This is a genomic window from Psychrobacillus sp. FSL W7-1493 (genome assembly GCF_038004905.1).
In the GTDB taxonomy this organism is placed as follows: domain Bacteria; phylum Bacillota; class Bacilli; order Bacillales_A; family Planococcaceae; genus Psychrobacillus.
Genome location: NZ_JBBOSB010000001.1, coordinates 2,858,183 through 2,875,574, shown reverse-complemented (window position 1 = coordinate 2,875,574; position 17,392 = coordinate 2,858,183). Strand labels below are relative to the sequence as shown.

The following is a 17,392-nucleotide window of genomic DNA, read 5'->3' as shown; positions in this document are numbered from 1 at the left end:
AAAGTTTTAAAAATCTCATAAAATGAGAGTATATGTATTCCTTTCGGAACATATACTCTCTTTTTAAATGAGTCGAAATATACGCAATATTTTTACTATAAAATATGATTTTGACAAATTACTATTTTTTTTGTTTAATATATAGATTAGTAAAATTATAATTTATTAAATAATTTAGGAGGTGCAAAGATGGCGAAATATATTTTGCGTCGTGTTTTTTATATGTTTATCACGCTTTTCCTGATTGCGACAGCTACATTCTTCTTAATGAAGACGCTACCAGGATCCCCTATAAGCTCTGCTTCAAAACTATCCCCGTCTCAACTTGAAATAGTGGAAGCGAAATATGGATTAAATGATCCAGTTCCCGTCCAGTATGTAAATTACATGCTTAACTTAGTTCAAGGTGATTTAGGTAACTCGTTTCAGTTCAAAAATGCTGAAGTTACTGATTTGATTTTAAGTCGTATTGGACCATCGTTCCAAATTGGTGCCCAAGGTCTTATTGCCGGAGTACTAGTAGGTATTCTTTTAGGAATGATTGCTGCATTAAAACAAAATACATTTTGGGACTATGGAAGTACCATCATAGCCATTATTGGTATCTCTATACCATCGTTCGTGTTTGCCACAGTATTACAATATTGGTTAGGTGTAAAGTGGGGAATTCTACCGGTAGCTTTATGGAAAGATGGATGGGCCTCAAGTATTATGCCTTCCATTGCATTAGCACTGGGACCACTGGCTACTGCAGCTCGTTTTATAAGAACCGAGATGGTAGAAGTTTTAAGCTCTGATTATATAACATTAGCAAAGTCTAAAGGAGCCAATGGTACTGAAATAGCATTTAAACATGCTTTGCGAAATGCTTTGATTCCGTTAGTGACTGTACTTGGTCCGATGGCAGCAGGATTGTTAACTGGGTCATTAGTAATTGAACAAATCTTTGCTATCCCAGGAATCGGAGAACAATTTGTAAAATCTATTAATGTAAATGACTATTCTATTATTATGGGTACTACGATTTTCTTCTCTGTATTCTTAATTGTTGTAATATTCATTATAGATTTACTTTATGGAATCATTGATCCACGTATTCGTTTGTCAGGAGGTAAAAACTAATGAGTCAAGACTTGAAAAAATTACCTGCTGATTCATTTGATAGAATCCATGTAGATAGCAGTCAAGCGGAGAGAATTTCTAAACCGAGCGTAAGCTTTTGGAAAGATGCTTGGTATCGTATAAGAAAAAATAAAGCTGCTATAGTCAGTGTTTTTATACTAGTATTTATTATTCTTATGTCATTGATTGGTCCATACATTGGCCCTCATGATGCAGAAACACAAACAATTACACATGCTAACTTGCCACCAAAAGTTCCAGGAATCGAAAAGCTTGGAATTATGGACGGATATGGAAACTTGGCAGGTAAAGAAGTCAATTTATATGAATTAAAAAATGTAGATACTTATTATTGGTTTGGAACAGATGGTCTAGGTCGTGATATGTTTGCTCGAGTATGGGAAGGAACTCAGGTGTCACTTTTCATCGCATTCATGGCAGCGCTAATTGACATGGTTATTGGAGTGGCCTATGGAGGTATCTCGGGTTACTACGGTGGACGTGTAGATGATGTTATGCAGCGTATAGTAGAGATTCTAATTGGTATTCCGAATCTAGTAATTGTTATTCTCATGATTATGTTTATGGATCCTGGTATCACGGCAATTATTATTGCCATTACGATAACTGGATGGATAGGTATGTCTCGCGTTGTTCGAGCTCAGGTTTTGAAATATAAAAACCAAGAATTTGTTTTAGCTTCTCGTACGTTAGGTGCTTCAAATAACAGAATCATAACAAAACATATTCTACCAAACGTTTTAAGTATTATTGTTATTAACACGATGTTTACTATACCTGGTGCGATTTTCTTCGAAGCTTTCTTAAGCTTTATCGGGTTAGGATTACAACCGCCTGCAGCTTCTTTAGGTACACTAATTAATGATGGAGTTAAATTACTAAAATTCCAGCCACATATTTTAGTATTCCCAGCTGTAATTATAAGCTTACTAATGCTGTCCTTTAACCTTCTTGGTGATGGTTTAAGAGATGCGCTAGATCCAAAAATGAAAGACTAAAGGAGGAAAGCAAGGATGGATAAAATATTGGAAGTTAAAGATCTAGAGCTTTCCTTCCATACTTTTGCAGGTGAAGTTAAAGCTATTCGTGGTGTTAACTTCGATCTTTTAAAAGGTGAAACACTTGCAATCGTAGGGGAGTCTGGTTCTGGTAAGTCAGTTACAACTAAGGCGATTATGCGTTTATTACCGGAATCAAGCTCTGAATTTAAAAATGGACAGATTCTTTTTAATGGTAAAGATTTAACAAAGCTTACGGATAGAGAAATGCAAAAGATTCGCGGAAAAGATATCTCTATGATTTTCCAAGATCCAATGACTTCTTTAAACCCAACAATGACAATAGGTAAACAAATTATGGAGCCTATTTTAAAGCATCGTAAAGTAAGTAAGGCAGAGGCAAGAAAAATAGCGGTGGATTTATTGCGTCTAGTTGGTATGCCAAAGCCGGAAGCTCGTATAAAACAATATCCTCATCAATTCTCTGGTGGACAGCGTCAACGTATTGTTATAGCTATTGCCCTAGCTTGTAATCCACAGATTCTGATTGCGGATGAACCAACAACGGCATTGGATGTAACAATTCAAGCGCAAATTTTAGAATTAATGAAAGACTTACAAAAGAAAATTGATACATCCATCATCTTTATTACGCATGATTTAGGAGTAGTAGCTAATGTTGCGGACAGAGTAGCTGTAATGTATGGTGGTAAGATTGTGGAAACTGGGACGGTAGATGAAATATTCTATAACCCTCAGCATCCATATACATGGGGCTTGTTAAGCTCTATGCCTTCATTAGATACTGCTGAAGAAAAGCTCTATGCAATTCCAGGAACACCACCCGATTTGTTAAGCCCTCCTAAAGGAGACGCTTTTGCTCTTCGTAGTGACTATGCGATGAAAATAGATATGGAGCAATCTCCTCCATTCTTTAAGGTTAGTGATACGCATTACGCTGCTACATGGTTATTGCATCCCGATGCACCAAAAGTAGAGCCACCTGCTTCTATTGTTGAACGTATGAAAAATTTCCCTGGAAGTCGTTACTACGAAGGGAGTACTAACTAATGGCTGAAAAATTACTAGAAATTAAAAATTTAAAGCAATATTTTAACGAAGGTAAAGAAAATGAAGTTCGTGCAGTAGACGACATTAGCTTTGATATCTATAAAGGTGAAACTTTGGGTTTAGTAGGTGAATCCGGATGTGGTAAGTCTACAACTGGACGAACTATTATTCGACTTTATGATGCTACTGACGGAAAAGTTATTTATGATGGTGTAAACGTACATGATAAAAAATCAAAAAAAGATTTAAAAATCTTTAACCGTAAAATGCAAATGATCTTCCAAGATCCTTACGCATCTTTAAATCCGCGTATGAAAGTTTTGGATATCATAGCAGAAGGTTTAGATATTCATGGCTTAGTTAAAAATCAGACTGAACGTAAGGCGCGAGTAATTGAATTGCTGGAAACAGTGGGTCTTAATAAAGAGCATGCTGAACGTTATCCTCATGAATTCTCTGGTGGTCAGCGTCAACGTTTAGGTATAGCTAGAGCGTTAGCTGTAGATCCTGAATTCATTATTGCGGATGAACCAATATCAGCTTTAGATGTATCTATCCAAGCCCAAGTAGTTAACTTATTAAAAGAATTGCAGGAAGAAAAGGGTTTAACATATCTTTTCATCGCGCATGACCTTTCCATGGTTAAATACATTTCAGATAGAATTGGTGTAATGTATTTCGGTAAATTAGTAGAGCTTGCACCTGCCGAAGAATTATACTCAAATCCATTACATCCATATACGCAGTCTCTATTATCTGCTATCCCGCTTCCAGATCCTAACTATGAGCGTACTCGTGTACGTAAGTCTTATGATCCTTCTTCGCACAAATATACGGATGGGGAAGAAATTGCAATGCGTGAAGTTACACCGGGTCACTTTGTATTTTGTTCTGAAAAGGAATTTAAAGAACTAAAAGCTATATCCCAATCACGTATTTAATAAACCATTAAAAGTAGGCTAATCGAAGAAATTCGAATTAGCCTACTTTTTTTGTCAGAATATATTTTCAAAGTTAAAGCTAAAAATAAGTTATACAAAATTTCTATGCTTATGGAGTAAAAGGGTGAAAAAGAAATAATGATATAGCTGAACATTTAGATTAATTATAATTTTTATTGTAATATTAGACGTATGTACTCTTTTCATCGTACGATATAGTTGTTAGAATGTTAGACGTAAAGAAAGGGAGACGGTTATGAAACAAAAATTATTAACAGTAATTTCTGGTATTATGCTAGGTGTTTTAATGATGACACCATTCGAAGTTTCAGCTGAAACAAAAGCTTTCTCGAAGGATTTTACATCGAAGGAATTTGGCTTTAATTCAATAGAGGAAACGTTAGTATCCTCTTCTAAGCTATTTGTCTATGACTCCGGACTTACTTTTAACTATCCTGATGCGGTAAGAGGAGTGTACGTGACGGGTCACTCAGCAGGCGGTTCAAGGTTTAATCAATTAGTAGAGCTAATGGATAATACTGAGTTAAACGCTATGGTCATCGATATTAAAGATGATTTTGGGAACCTAACTTATAAGCCTAAAGAGGATTCACCTTTGTTCAAGTATGAAATTGGAAAACCATACATAAAAGATCTTAGAGGAATTCTAGAAGTGATGGAGAAAAAAGAGATTTATCCGATTGCCCGCGTTGTTGTTTTTAAAGACACGGAACTAGCGGAAAGAAAGCCAGAATTATCATTTGTTGAAAATGGTTCCGTTTGGAAGAATGGAAGAGGCGAAGCTTTTGTTAATCCATTTATGCAAGAAGTATGGGATTACAATGTAGAAGTTGCAATTGAAGCAGCGAAAATGGGATTTAAGGAAGTTCAGTTTGACTATGTACGCTTTCCAGAAGGATTTGAAAAAAGAGACACTACATTAGAATATGGTAAGGGAAAATATGAGGCATCTGAGTTGGACTCAACCCAGCGTAGAGTTTCAGCAGTAACTGACTTTGTTGCTTATGCTAGAGAAAAATTAAAGCCATATGGTGTACAAGTGTCTGTTGATATATTTGGATACTCCGCAACACTACCAGAAGCTCCAGGTATCGGACAAAATTTCTCGAAGATATCGGAAAATGTAGATGTCATTTCATCCATGATTTATCCAAGTCATTGGACATCTTATTTTGGGATTGCGAAACCGGATTTAGAACCATACCGTCTTGTCCAAGAATACGCTAAGGTTGAGAATGCCAAGCTAGGAGAGCTAGAAAACCCTCCAGTGTCCAGACCTTGGTTACAAGATTTTACTGCTTCTTATCTAGGTAAGGGGAATTACTTAGTATATGGTAAGACCGAGGTAGAGGCTCAAATAAAGGCATTAAACGAAGCCGGTATTAACGAATTCTTATTATGGAATGCCGGGAATAAATATACACCAGGTGTAGATTATACACCAGTTAACTAATGTGACAAGTGTCTAGGATTAAAAGCTCCCAAGATTTTACGAAAGTAAAATTTAGGGAGCTTTTGCTTTTTTACTATCTGCTATTTTGATAGGATACTTCCATACAGTTGCTTAAAGCGACAACAATGGGGGAAATTAAAACTATAGATGTACGTGATATCCAATCCAACTGACTATTCGATCATTTTACTTAAAAAATGAGCAAACGCGCCTTAATTACAACATAAAATGAAACTTTTTTTCATGAAAAACGTACTATATAGTGTAACAGTTGTTTTCATTAAAGAACTGCTAATTGAGAATGAATATTTTTTAGAAAATATGGTTTAAATGCTTTTAAAAAAGGGTATCATTGTATTAAAGAAACATTATTATTCTAAAAATGTATCAGGTTGTTCATTATATGGACAAATTGTAAATACTCTTTATAAGTGAGAAAATTTCTGGAAAAATGTATTTTAAATACTTATTAATTAGTGTATACTATAAAAGTGCTAAACTACATTAAATTAATTATAATCTACTTTATATAACACAAGTAACAATCGAGAGGAAGTGTTTTTTAATATGATGGTTACATTATTTACTTCTCCAAGCTGTACTTCATGTAGAAAAGCAAAAGCCTGGTTAGAAGAGCATGACATTCCTTACACAGAAAGAAATATCTTTTCTGAACCATTAAGTATCAGTGAAATTAAAGAAATACTACGTATGACCGAAGACGGTACAGACGAAATAATATCTACTCGTTCAAAAATATTCCAAAAATTAAACGTTGATGTGGAGAGCCTACCACTTCAAAGGTTATATGAATTAATTCAAGAATATCCAGGTTTACTTCGTAGACCTATCATATTAGACGAAAAACGTTTACAAGTTGGATACAATGAAGATGAAATTCGAAGATTTTTACCTAGAAAAGTTCGTGCGTATCAATTACTAGAAGCGCAAAGACTTGTGAATTAGTTCAGGATTAAGCTGATGATTTTCAAAGAAATTTTGAAAATCATCAGCTTTTCTTTATTAGTTTTTCTTGCCTCATGTTATAATTTTTAAAAACATAAAAAGTTGTATTAATATTTTTAAAAGTGAAGCTGGAATCCTTTTCTTTTTTTATTAAACAACATACAATAGTAATAGACACTACAATAATGAGGCGGAAGAAGCGAAAGGAGATGTGTTAAATGGATATCGAGCGCATCAATGACAACACTTTCAAAGTATACATTTCATACATCGACATTGAAGAAAGAGGCTTCAGCCGAGATGAAATATGGTTTAATAAAGATAAGAGCGAGCAGCTTTTTTGGGAAATGATGGATGAGGTTCATGATGATGATCATTTTGAGGAGTTAGATGGTCCCTTATGGATACAAGTTCATGCGATGGAAAAAGGTTTAGAAGTGATTGTCACTCGAACGGAAATGGCAAAAGATGAACGATCAGACGATAGCTTAAGTGCAGAGGATTTATCAAACAAGATATTTAAAAGTGCTGTCTCCAATTCCATGGGGCCACATGAGTTTGATGATTTTTCAAATTATATGGATGACTTAGATGAAATACCCGCAGAATATACTTTTATATTCGAAAATTTTGAAGATGTTATTGGATTGTCCAAAAAACTTGATGATTTAGATCTTGACACTTCTTTATATCATTATAATGAAAAATATTACTTACACGTAATTTTTGATATGGATATGGTGGAGTTAGAAGTTATTTTAAATACGTTGAGTGTTATTTCAGAGTTTGGGCAAAGCACAAAAACAACAATTCACATAATACAAGAGTATGGCAAAGAAATTATAGCAGCCAATGTGATGGAAGAATTAAATAAACATTTTTAAAACCTTCTGAAAAGAAGGTTTTTTTGTTTTAAAAATTTGGCTATGTTAAAGGGTAGGGTTGATTTATAATCCAAAGAAATCTTAGATCAGAGAGTAGAATTGATTTCCGCCCCAGCCGGACGCTTTCCGTGGGGTGAGCGATAAGCCATAACCCGTCGCTAACGCGCGCGGTTGTGATGTCTTATCTGTCTCACTCATCCCACTGGAGTCGCCGTCTGTCGCTCCAATCAATAAATAGGAACAGCTTTAGCATTAATAAAGAACTAATAAATTTACTCGCATAAACAAAGCTAAAAAACTGTCACCAACCCCATTTTCATCATCTATTTATGTTCTTAATAGCCATTTGAAAGTTCAATTGTTTATGTTTACAGTCACTATAAAAAAAAGAATTGTTAGTCAAAATCAACTAGTAACTTTAACGAAGCTAAAAATTTTAACCTCATACCATTATGATTTTGATTATTGTGTTTTATTTCTTTTATTTGTATATTAAGAATGGAGGTGATTATCATATTAACAGCCCTAACAAAGGACGGCGAAATCTTCATACCAGCTCATTATTCAAGAGACAGTTTAAAAATGATGAGACAAAATGTCTATAATTGTGCTGAATGTAAAGAGACGCTTATTTTAAAAGTCGGCAACATCAAAATTCCTCATTTTGCTCATCAACATAATACCGTTTGTGCACAGTCATTTTCAGAAGGGGAAAGTGAAGATCATCTGAGAGGGAAAATTCAACTGTACGATTTTTTGCAAAGTAAAAAAGTACCTTGTAATTTGGAACCATTTATTTTAGATATTAAGCAAAGGCCGGATATTTTAATCTTTACAGACAATATAAAGGTTGCACTGGAGTATCAGTGTAGTAAAATACCCACTAGCATCATACGAAAGCGTAATAAAGGCTATATGCAGGTCCATATCAAACCACTTTGGGTTTTAAAAACCCCTAACCCACTGGATTTTCCCCTTCAGCAAATTGGTTCCATGAAGATTTCTGCTTTTCAAACAGAACTTTTATATCATAGTATGAATGGTAAAGTTCTAATCACGTACTGTCCTCAAACCAAATCCTTTTCCTATATTTCTAATCTCCTTTATCTATATTCCAATCATTTTATCGTAAAAATTAATAGGCTACCCATTACTATGCAAACATGGCCTTTAGCTATGGTTAAAACAATTACTGAGCACGAGTTTCAGACTTATTTAAAACTCTACCAAGATAAGAGAATGAAACGTTTAAAAAATTTATATCTATATAACCGTAAAGGTATTCAATCTTCCTTTTTACAGGTGTGCTATAAGTGGAGAATAAATCCTATAAATCTTCCTTTGTTTATTGGGGTACCGTCTTATGGGGCTGATGCGTTTGATGAGCATGCCTGTGAATGGCAGCTGCAGTGGATCGATTTTTTACTAGGCAATAGTCTGATGTTAGACACGATTACCGACCAACACTATCGCTATTTCTTACTGGTTCATCGTTGGAAGGATCCCAATCGATTAGTAATGCGGATAAAGGCTTTAAAAGCGTATGTAGCGATTCTCTTGGAATGCTTAGATATACCGAAACAACTTCACCTAGAGAGTACATGCAACTATACCAAAATGCATAAATTACTTTATAACCAATTCCTTGCAAAAGGAGCTGAAAATTGAGAAAATAGAATTGGTTCGTAGTTCGAAACAATAGGAGGAGAGAGTATTTTGACAGCAGATACAAAAAATAAAATCTTAACAAGAAGTGAAGTAGATGAACGTCTTACTTGGAAGTTGGAGGATATATTTTCTACTGAAGCGGATTGGGAAAAAGAATTTAAGGAAGTAGCGGAGTTAGCTAAAAAAGCCTCTTCTTATCAAGGAACAATAAGTTCTGGACCAGAAGCATTATTAGAAGTTTTAACATATCGTGACGAGCTAACTAGCCGATTACGTAAGCTATATACTTATGCTCATATGCGTAATGATCAAGATACTTCAAATAGTAAATACCAGGCTTTAGATAGCCGTATAAAGTCTTTATACGTAAAAGTTTCCACAGAGCTTTCGTTTTTAGTACCTGAAATATTGTCTTTAGATGAAACGGTACTAGGAAATTATCTAAAAGAAAACAACGACCTTCAAGTATATAAACAAATGCTAGAAGAGATAAACAAAGAACGTCCACATGTACTTCCAAAAGAGCAAGAGGCACTACTTGCTCAGTTTTCTGAAGTGACCGGGGCATCAGCAGATACTTTCGGTAAGTTAAACAATGCAGATTTGGAATTCCCCTTCATTAAGGATGAGAATGGCAATGAAGTACAACTTACACATGGTCGCTATAGTAGATTTTTAGAAAGTGAAGATCGACGAGTGCGTGAGGATGCATTTAAGGGTATGTACGAAACCTATGGTAAATTTAAAAATACATTTGCGTCTACTTTGAGTGGGAATATCAAAGCAGATAATGTTAATGCAAAGATCAGAAACTATTCATCTGCTAGAGAAGCTGCTTTATCAGCTAACCACATCCCTGAATCGGTTTATGATAACTTAGTGGAAACGGTTAACAAAAATGTACATTTACTTCATCGATATGTCAGTCTTCGTAAAAAAGTTCTAGGTGTAGATGAGTTACATATGTATGATTTGTACACACCACTTGTCAAAGAATTGAAAATGGAGTATACGTATGAAGAGGCTTGTGCTGTAATGCTAGAGAGCTTTAAACCATTAGGTGAGGAATATGTATCTATCGTTAAAAAAGGTCTTGAGAGCCGTTGGGTAGATGTTGTAGAGACGAAAGGAAAGCGTTCTGGTGCCTATTCATCCGGTACTTATGGAACTAATCCTTATATTTTAATGAACTGGCAAGATAACGTAAATAACTTATTTACACTTACTCATGAGTTTGGACATAGTATTCATAGCTATTATACTAGGGAAAATCAACCGTATGTGTATGGGGACTATTCTATATTCGTTGCAGAGGTAGCGTCAACTTGTAACGAGGCTTTGTTAAATGATCATTTACTAAAAACAATAGAAGATCCTAAGAAACGTATTTATTTACTAAACCATTGGCTTGAAGGGTTTAGAGGGACAGTATTTAGACAAACCATGTTTGCGGAGTTTGAGCATATCATTCATCAATTAGACCAAGATGGAGAAGCATTAACAGCTGATAAGTTTACAGAGGTGTATTACGAGCTAAACAAGAAATATTTTGGTGACGATATTGTTATAGATGAGCAAATTGGTTTAGAATGGTCTAGAATTCCTCACTTCTATTACAATTACTATGTATATCAATATGCAACTGGCCTAAGTGCCGCTACTGCACTGAGCAATCAAATCTTGTCTGAAGGACAGCCAGCGGTTGATCGTTATATTAATGAGTTCCTTAAAGCTGGGTGCTCAGATTATCCAATCGAAGTTTTGAAAAAAGCTGGAGTAGATATGAACACAGCTTCTCCAATTGAAGAGGCTTGTAAAGTATTTGAAGAAAAACTAAATGAATTAGAGCAGTTACTGAGCTAATTAGACAAAGCCATCTCTTAATAGAAGAGGTGGCTTTTACTCGAATGGAAAAATATAAATTCTAGGATAATGTTTGACGAATTTGTGAAAGTGAAGTACAAGGAGTTGTTTTTATTACTGGAGCATGCTAAAGTAAGAGTGTGAAATAAATCACAAGATAACATACACCCCTTTGTTTGAACGTGAACATTTCTCCCATCCCCTTTGTAAAAAACCCTTTCCTAATTGAGGAAAGGGTTTTTTCTTTTGGCTATGTTAAAGTTATTGGTTAATTTTGATTAACAATTCTTTTTTATAGTGACTGTAAACATAAACAAAGGAACTTTCAAATGGCTATTAAGAACTTAAATAGATGATGAAATTGGGGTTGGTGACAGTTTTTCAGCTTTGTTTATGCGAGTAAATTTATTAGCGCTTTATCGATGCTAAAGCTGTTCCGGTTTATTGATTGGAGCCCCAGACGGCGACTCCAGTGAGATGTGTGAACAGATAAGCCATCACAACCTCATGCGTAAGCGATGGGTGATACGCGGAAAGCGTCCAGTTGGAGTGGAAACCAATTTACTTTCCGATTTAGAAATTTATTTGCATCATAGATCAAGCCTAGCCTTTTCTTTATATAAAATCTAAAGCAGTATATGGCAATAGCTATGGCTCATTAACCGAGGGGAAAAGCTCTTTTATTACATAATAAAAGGCTGTAAACAAGTGTTTACAGCCGATGAATAATCTATTTATCTATTTTTTAAACGCCAAACTACTAGATTTGGAAGTACGATTCTTTCAACCTCTTGACGCAATAAAAGCTTTTTTAATTCACATTCAGCTTGTTGCATCGTTAAACCGTAGTAATCAGCTATTTCCTTAGTAGTCAATGAATGAAATCGATTTAATAATTTATCAAGTCCGGGTGGATCTTGTCTTTTGGGAGAAGCATTTAACATCTCCTGTAAAATTTGTACATATATATCATAAGGATAAGTGCCAGAAATTTTGATGCCTTCATCTTCAATGTTTTCATTAAAAAATACAACCGTTGGGAACGTATCAACTTCCATTTCACAAGTGATGGATAAATCACTTTGGAAGGAGCGTAAACATTCCTGAGACTGGAAGTCACGTGTAAATTCCTCTACATCAATTTTCGCTTCATATGCAAGCTCCTGTAATACCGAAAAAGAAGTTACATTTTTTGTTTGAAGGAATAGATATTCCTGTATTTTATTAAAAAAACGAAGTCCAGCTTTTTTTCCTTGAAATTCTGCTGCTTTTACTGCAATAGAAGGCAATACAGAATGCTGAATATATGGATAGTTGATATCATCTTCAACTGTTCCTTTGGAAAAAACGCAGGCAGTATTTAAATTGTTTAGTCTTGTACTAAGCACTGTTCGAATAGTAAAGTACTGCCCATACTCCACTTGTAATTTTCTAATAATCGGTTGCAAATCCCAACAAGCAGAACAAAGCGGATCTAAAAACATATACATTTCAAGTGGCTTGTTTGTAATAGGAGCATTGATCGGCTCAACAGGAATTTGTATTCTTGTCACATCTTTTCCTCCTCATGACTCATTTGATTGACCATGTGGTTGGCAGTAAGTACAAGTCTTCTATATAAATCATGACGCACCTTTCCATCAAGTTCGACTTCGTCCATTGCATCTGACATACAGCTGAGCCAAGCTTCTGCACGTTCTGGTGTGATAGAGAAAGGGTTATGGCGCATCTTTAGCATGGGATGGCCATGTTCTTCTGAATATATGTTTGGTCCCCCAAGGTATTGGGTTAAAAATTGTTTTTGTTTACGCGCTGTTTCCGTTAAATCTTCAGGAAATATTGGCTTTAGCTTTGGATGTTTTGCTACTTTGCTATAAAACGTATCAACAAGGAGTGATAATTTATCTGCACCTATCTCGTCATATGGTAAAATCGGCTTCTGGGTCATAGTTGTTTACTCCTTTGCTTTAGCACTAAATACATTTTAGCAATCAAATACGAATATCTCAAACAATTAGACTGTAATCAGAAACAATATAGAAAAAACGACCAATTTTGGCGGTCGTTTATACGTCAAGCTAAGAAATTATTTAGAACTTTTTTCACATAATTTTCTGTTTCCTTATAGGGAGGAATTCCGTCGAATTTTTTAACTGATCCTGGTCCGGCATTATAAGCGGCCAGCGCTTTTTCTATATTACCATCAAATTGCTCTAACATCTGTTTCAGGTATTTTGTTCCACCCATGATGTTTTGCTCTGGATCCAGAATGTTTTGTACACCTAAATACTTAGCTGTGCCTGGCATAAGTTGCATTAAGCCAGATGCCCCAGCAGAGCTAATTGCACTAGGATTAAAATTCGACTCTTGTTTGATGACAGAAGAAATTAATTTTGCTGGCACATTATATGCGTCAGAAGCTTTGTTTATGATTTCTTCTATTGATGAGGGGTTACCTACAGAAACTTTCATAGACTGGTAGGAATTATTTATACCGTTTTCGGGTATATAAACAGGTGAGTCACCACTATAGAAAAGGGAATCGAAAGTAGTTGTGGGACCCCCAATAGATGTTTCTTGTAGAACCTGTCCAAGCATTTCTGAAAAAAGGGAAGAAGCGTTGTTAGTTTGAGAACTTTGGACACTTCCCAATGTTTGCATAGCATTAATATCCATTAACGTTTTTAGTGACTTTATATCTATAAAGCATCAACCTTTCAAAGAATTCATAGCCTTTACAAGACGTGCAATCTTTTTATCGGTCGAACGAAGGGGGATTTGATGTTTTTTCAATAATTCATAAAAGAATTTTTGCCCTTTTTCGACATCTTTACTTTCATATTCTACCTCATAATCTTCAGTATGACTATATGAGGAGTGGTCTAAGAAAAGTATGCCTTCCTCCAGCTTCAATTGAGCACGATTAGTCTCTATACTACCAAAGCAAGAAAGGGATTTAGAAGCAATCAGCTCATCAATGAAAGCGATAGAAGGAAAAATTGCTTGGTTAATGATTAAATCTCTTTGCTCATCCGTTACTAAAATTGTTTGCTCATTCATCACGTGCTTTTTTACTGGTGATTTTAGGGTAAGTTCATTTCGATCTTCCAACACTCTTAAGCGAAAGCCCATATGATTATTTTTAAAATATTGGTCAGGTGTATCAAAATAATAGTTTATTTGACTTTGAAAATGCTTAGGCTCGATATGGAAAAAGTCTGTCAAACTCATGAATTCTTCTTTCGTTAATAAGTTTTTAAATTCAATCTCTTGTTCAGATAACATAGTCTCACACCTTTCATATTATTTCATTATAGACGGTTTCCAATGAGTTTCAATATGTTAAAATAGTTACAGAATAGACAGAAGGGAACGATGTGTTTTGCCTATTACATTTCAAGTACAAAGTGGCGTGCAACTAGAAAATGATATTCGGTTTACTTTAGAGGATGTGCCTAAAGGGTTAAATATAAAAGCTGGCGGACAAATGATTACAGATTCTGATTCTTTAGCTTTCGTATATTTATTAGAAGGAGATAGCGAATATCACTATCTTAAATTTGGTCAGGATGTATGGCCATTACTAGTTAATACTTTAAAAGCTACCGAGGATCCTATTTTACAAATTGGAGACCAAAGGGTCGTTTTAGTGAAGTTTAAAGAAGAGTTAGAGATGCTAATTTTCAATATAGAAGGCAATGATAACTACGGAGCAGAATTTGCTCAAGCCGTTGAAAATGCTTTTAAAGAAATTTTAAAAGCATAATAAGTGTTCAAAGTGGAGGTTTAGTAGTATGGGCCAATGGGAACGTTTTTTAGAGCCGTATAAGCAGGCAGTTGATGAGTTAAAAGTTAAAATGAAAGGTATGCGGACTCAATTTGATATTGAGAATACTAACTCCCCTATTGAATTTGTAACTGGTCGGGTTAAACCACTGGCTAGTATATATGATAAGTCATTAGAAAAGGGAATTGTATTTGAACCTTCTGCAACACTTGCAAGAGAAATCCCAGACATTGCTGGACTTCGAATGATGTGTCAATTCGTAGATGATATAGAAACCGTTATCCAATTACTCCGTAGTAGAAAAGATATGACTATTATTGAAGAAAGAGATTATGTTAGTCATAAAAAGCAAAGTGGCTATCGATCCTTTCATGTCATCATTGAATACCCTGTACAGACAATTCACGGTGAGGTTACTATATTAGCGGAAATTCAAATTCGTACATTAGCAATGAATTTTTGGGCATCCATAGAGCATTCGCTAAACTACAAATATAAAGGTGTGTTTCCAGAAGAAATTAAAACCAGGCTGCAATATGCCGCAGAGGCCGCATTTCGTTTAGATGAAGAGATGTCACTTATTCGAGGTGAGATTCAGGAAGCACAAAAATATTTTAGTGAGAACAAGGAACAATCCCCACCTCACATAAAAGAAGAAAAAATATAAAAGAGAGGCCGTGGTACAATGAATTTCTTTATACAGTCTCGAAATGATGAACTATCCAATCAATTAATGGAAACTGCTAAAATGTACCTTACAGATTTTGGACTAACTTTAAATGAAGAGAATCCTGATATCGTTCTTTCCATCGGTGGTGACGGGACATTATTGCATGCTTTTCATAAGTACAAGCATATGACAGATTCTGTTGCATTTGTTGGTATTCACACAGGGCATCTTGGTTTTTATGCGGATTGGAAACCTTCAGAAATAGAAAAACTAGTTATTAGTATTGCCAAAAAAGAATTTAAAGTTATCGAATATCCATTACTTGAAGTAACGATTAACTATAAGCATGGAGAAGATAGCTCTGTTTATTTGGCATTAAACGAATCGACAGTGAAATCTCCAGACGTTACCCTTGTGATGGATGTGGAGCTAAACGGTAGCTTATTCGAGCGATTTAGAGGAGATGGCTTATGTATGTCCACTCCATCAGGAAGTACTGCTTACAATAAAGCACTAGGAGGAGCAATAGTACATCCTTCTTTAGAGGCTATGCAGCTAGCTGAAATTGCTTCCATTAATAATCGAGTGTTCCGTACGGTTGGTTCTTCTTTAGTGTTGCCTAAGCATCATACCTGTTTACTAAGACCAGTGAATGGTCCAGATTTTATGGTGACTGTCGATCATCTACACCTGCTACATAAGGACGTTGCCTCTATTGAATATAAGGTCGCAGAAGAAAAAGTTCGTTTTGCTAGATTCCGTGCCTTTCCTTTTTGGACTAGAGTGCATGACAGCTTTATAGATAGTGACTTAAAATAATGATGGAAAATAGAATACAGCTTTCCTTCACTGTGGACAAATCACTTCTACTAAGAGAAGCGATTAGCCAATATGGCATATCAAAAAAAGCCCTTACTAGTATTAAGTTTGAAGGTGGTCAAATTATAGTAAATGGGGAAGAAAAAACAGTTAGACATACACTTGAAAAAGGTGACCTCGTAACTATTGTGTTTCCTAAAGAGAAAAAAAGCGAAGGCTTAATAGCCGAGGAAATGTATTTTCCTATATTATTTGAAGATGAACATTTACTTGTTATATCTAAAAAGGATGGGATAAGTACAATTCCTTCTCGTGAGCATCCTACGGGAACAATAGCAAATGGGATTGCTGGTTACCTTGAAAAGAATTCATCTGTTTCCACCGTACATATCGTGACTAGGCTGGACAAGGATACGTCGGGCATTGTCTGTATTGCAAAACATCGTCATGCTCATCACTTAATGAGTGAAATGCAAAAGGCTGGATCTATTTATAGAACCTATGAGGCAATTGTTCATGGCAGTGTAGAACAAGATTCTTTCCTTATCGATGCCCCAATAGGCCGAAAGGATACCAGCATTATTGAGCGAAGGATTGACCCAGAAGGTAAGCAAGCTAAGACGTCTGTAGAAGTAATAAAAAGATTTACTGTTAATGGTGAAAATCTGACTCATGTAAGGTTGAAGCTTTTTACCGGTAGGACTCACCAAATAAGAGTACATATGATGTCAGTGGGGCACCCATTAATAGGTGACGATCTGTATGGAGGAAGTTTGGCTATAATGACTCGTCAGGCATTACATGCTAAGCAACTAAAATTGGTGCATCCATTTACAAAACAAGCTTTAACGATAGAAGATGAATATCCTATGGATATGGCGGCGGTTTTGGAAAAAGCTACGATAGATAAATGAGTAAATAAACTCAAAATAAATACTGGATGAAAACAAGGGGGGGTGAATCAAATCGCTGCCCTTGTTTCATTTGATAGGTAGTGTTCGTCTTGTTGTGACATCGATACAGAACAACTTTATACATTGTACTAATGTAGGGTTAAGTAGTGAATTCTTTTACATTTAGTTTTAGTATGATTTCCCGGGGAATAATA

The 17,392-nt window shown here is 35.3% G+C and carries 17 protein-coding genes; 13 read left to right on the top strand and 4 right to left on the bottom strand.

Annotation, left to right across the window (positions count from 1 at the left end):
• Window positions 1-189: 189 nt before the first annotated feature.
• The 9 genes from opp3b to pepF all read left to right on the top strand — a co-directional run bounded on the left by opp3b (window position 190) and on the right by pepF (window position 11,008).
• Window positions 190-1,122 (top strand): oligopeptide ABC transporter permease, encoded by a 933-nt coding sequence (gene opp3b, locus MKX96_RS14580; RefSeq protein ID WP_169361202.1) that lies wholly within the window; start codon window positions 190-192, stop codon window positions 1,120-1,122.
• The gene (gene opp3C / locus MKX96_RS14575) at window positions 1,122-2,141 is read left to right on the top strand and encodes an oligopeptide ABC transporter permease (protein WP_169361201.1); all 1,020 of its coding nucleotides are present in this window, start codon (window positions 1,122-1,124) and stop codon (window positions 2,139-2,141) included. The genes opp3b and opp3C overlap by 1 nt, the downstream gene beginning before the upstream one ends.
• 15 nt (window positions 2,142-2,156) lie before the next feature.
• A complete protein-coding gene (locus tag MKX96_RS14570; protein WP_340884584.1) occupies window positions 2,157-3,212 on the top strand; it encodes an ABC transporter ATP-binding protein in 1,056 nt (351 codons plus the stop codon).
• Window positions 3,212-4,153: an ABC transporter ATP-binding protein gene (locus MKX96_RS14565; protein WP_169361199.1), complete on the top strand. Its 942-nt coding sequence runs from the start codon at window positions 3,212-3,214 to the stop codon at window positions 4,151-4,153. The genes MKX96_RS14570 and MKX96_RS14565 overlap by 1 nt, the downstream gene beginning before the upstream one ends.
• Before the next feature lie 307 nt (window positions 4,154-4,460).
• Window positions 4,461-5,627, top strand: a complete 1,167-nt coding sequence (locus tag MKX96_RS14560; RefSeq protein ID WP_445678217.1) for a putative glycoside hydrolase — start codon at window positions 4,461-4,463, stop codon at window positions 5,625-5,627.
• Window positions 5,628-6,197: 570 nt separating this feature from the next.
• Window positions 6,198-6,593 (top strand): transcriptional regulator SpxA, encoded by a 396-nt coding sequence (gene spxA, locus MKX96_RS14555; RefSeq protein WP_053590237.1) that lies wholly within the window; start codon window positions 6,198-6,200, stop codon window positions 6,591-6,593.
• Window positions 6,594-6,811: 218 nt separating this feature from the next.
• Window positions 6,812-7,477, top strand: a complete 666-nt coding sequence (gene mecA, locus MKX96_RS14550) for an adaptor protein MecA (RefSeq protein WP_169361197.1) — start codon at window positions 6,812-6,814, stop codon at window positions 7,475-7,477.
• Window positions 7,478-7,975: 498 nt separating this feature from the next.
• Complete coding sequence (locus MKX96_RS14545) at window positions 7,976-9,145, top strand: competence protein CoiA (RefSeq protein ID WP_169361196.1); 1,170 nt, start codon at window positions 7,976-7,978, stop codon at window positions 9,143-9,145.
• 48 nt (window positions 9,146-9,193) lie between these two features.
• A complete protein-coding gene (pepF, locus tag MKX96_RS14540; RefSeq protein WP_340884574.1) occupies window positions 9,194-11,008 on the top strand; it encodes an oligoendopeptidase F in 1,815 nt (604 codons plus the stop codon).
• A 734-nt stretch (window positions 11,009-11,742) separates the two neighbouring features.
• On the opposite strand, the gene MKX96_RS14535 is transcribed toward pepF, so the two are convergent.
• The 4 genes from MKX96_RS14535 to MKX96_RS14520 all read right to left on the bottom strand — a co-directional run bounded on the left by MKX96_RS14535 (window position 11,743) and on the right by MKX96_RS14520 (window position 14,293).
• Window positions 11,743-12,561 (bottom strand): ClpXP adapter SpxH family protein, encoded by an 819-nt coding sequence (locus MKX96_RS14535; RefSeq protein ID WP_340884572.1) that lies wholly within the window; start codon window positions 12,559-12,561, stop codon window positions 11,743-11,745.
• A complete protein-coding gene (locus MKX96_RS14530) occupies window positions 12,558-12,956 on the bottom strand; it encodes a globin domain-containing protein (RefSeq protein ID WP_169358857.1) in 399 nt (132 codons plus the stop codon). The genes MKX96_RS14535 and MKX96_RS14530 overlap by 4 nt, the downstream gene beginning before the upstream one ends.
• Before the next feature lie 125 nt (window positions 12,957-13,081).
• The gene (locus MKX96_RS14525) at window positions 13,082-13,669 is read right to left on the bottom strand and encodes a lytic transglycosylase domain-containing protein (RefSeq protein ID WP_240949626.1); all 588 of its coding nucleotides are present in this window, start codon (window positions 13,667-13,669) and stop codon (window positions 13,082-13,084) included.
• Window positions 13,670-13,717: 48 nt separating this feature from the next.
• Window positions 13,718-14,293: a CYTH domain-containing protein gene (locus MKX96_RS14520; RefSeq protein WP_169358859.1), complete on the bottom strand. Its 576-nt coding sequence runs from the start codon at window positions 14,291-14,293 to the stop codon at window positions 13,718-13,720.
• Window positions 14,294-14,390: 97 nt separating this feature from the next.
• On the opposite strand from MKX96_RS14520, the gene MKX96_RS14515 reads away from it, so the two are divergent.
• The 4 genes from MKX96_RS14515 to MKX96_RS14500 are packed head-to-tail and all read left to right on the top strand — an operon-like array spanning window position 14,391 to window position 17,198.
• Complete coding sequence (locus tag MKX96_RS14515; RefSeq protein WP_340884566.1) at window positions 14,391-14,774, top strand: UPF0738 family protein; 384 nt, start codon at window positions 14,391-14,393, stop codon at window positions 14,772-14,774.
• 28 nt (window positions 14,775-14,802) lie between these two features.
• A complete protein-coding gene (locus MKX96_RS14510; RefSeq protein WP_340884564.1) occupies window positions 14,803-15,462 on the top strand; it encodes a GTP pyrophosphokinase in 660 nt (219 codons plus the stop codon).
• A gap of 18 nt (window positions 15,463-15,480) precedes the next feature.
• Window positions 15,481-16,284 (top strand): NAD kinase, encoded by an 804-nt coding sequence (locus MKX96_RS14505; protein ID WP_340884562.1) that lies wholly within the window; start codon window positions 15,481-15,483, stop codon window positions 16,282-16,284.
• Window positions 16,284-17,198, top strand: a complete 915-nt coding sequence (locus tag MKX96_RS14500) for an RluA family pseudouridine synthase (protein ID WP_340884560.1) — start codon at window positions 16,284-16,286, stop codon at window positions 17,196-17,198. The genes MKX96_RS14505 and MKX96_RS14500 overlap by 1 nt, the downstream gene beginning before the upstream one ends.
• The last annotated feature ends 194 nt before the right edge of the window (window positions 17,199-17,392 follow it).

Bases quoted from the DNA above. Each gene is read 5' to 3' on its own strand.
- opp3b (WP_169361202.1), top strand. From the start codon at position 190: ATGGCGAAATATATTTTGCGTCGTGTTTTTTATATGTTTATCACGCTT.
- opp3C (WP_169361201.1), top strand. From the start codon at position 1,122: ATGAGTCAAGACTTGAAAAAATTACCTGCTGATTCATTTGATAGAATC.
- MKX96_RS14570 (WP_340884584.1), top strand. From the start codon at position 2,157: ATGGATAAAATATTGGAAGTTAAAGATCTAGAGCTTTCCTTCCATACT.
- MKX96_RS14565 (WP_169361199.1), top strand. From the start codon at position 3,212: ATGGCTGAAAAATTACTAGAAATTAAAAATTTAAAGCAATATTTTAAC.
- MKX96_RS14560 (WP_445678217.1), top strand. From the start codon at position 4,461: ATGATGACACCATTCGAAGTTTCAGCTGAAACAAAAGCTTTCTCGAAG.
- spxA (WP_053590237.1), top strand. From the start codon at position 6,198: ATGGTTACATTATTTACTTCTCCAAGCTGTACTTCATGTAGAAAAGCA.
- mecA (WP_169361197.1), top strand. From the start codon at position 6,812: ATGGATATCGAGCGCATCAATGACAACACTTTCAAAGTATACATTTCA.
- MKX96_RS14545 (WP_169361196.1), top strand. From the start codon at position 7,976: ATGGAGGTGATTATCATATTAACAGCCCTAACAAAGGACGGCGAAATC.
- MKX96_RS14530 (WP_169358857.1), bottom strand. From the start codon at position 12,956: ATGACCCAGAAGCCGATTTTACCATATGACGAGATAGGTGCAGATAAA.
- MKX96_RS14525 (WP_240949626.1), bottom strand. From the start codon at position 13,669: ATGCAAACATTGGGAAGTGTCCAAAGTTCTCAAACTAACAACGCTTCT.
- MKX96_RS14520 (WP_169358859.1), bottom strand. From the start codon at position 14,293: ATGTTATCTGAACAAGAGATTGAATTTAAAAACTTATTAACGAAAGAA.
- MKX96_RS14510 (WP_340884564.1), top strand. From the start codon at position 14,803: ATGGGCCAATGGGAACGTTTTTTAGAGCCGTATAAGCAGGCAGTTGAT.
- MKX96_RS14505 (WP_340884562.1), top strand. From the start codon at position 15,481: ATGAATTTCTTTATACAGTCTCGAAATGATGAACTATCCAATCAATTA.
- MKX96_RS14500 (WP_340884560.1), top strand. From the start codon at position 16,284: ATGATGGAAAATAGAATACAGCTTTCCTTCACTGTGGACAAATCACTT.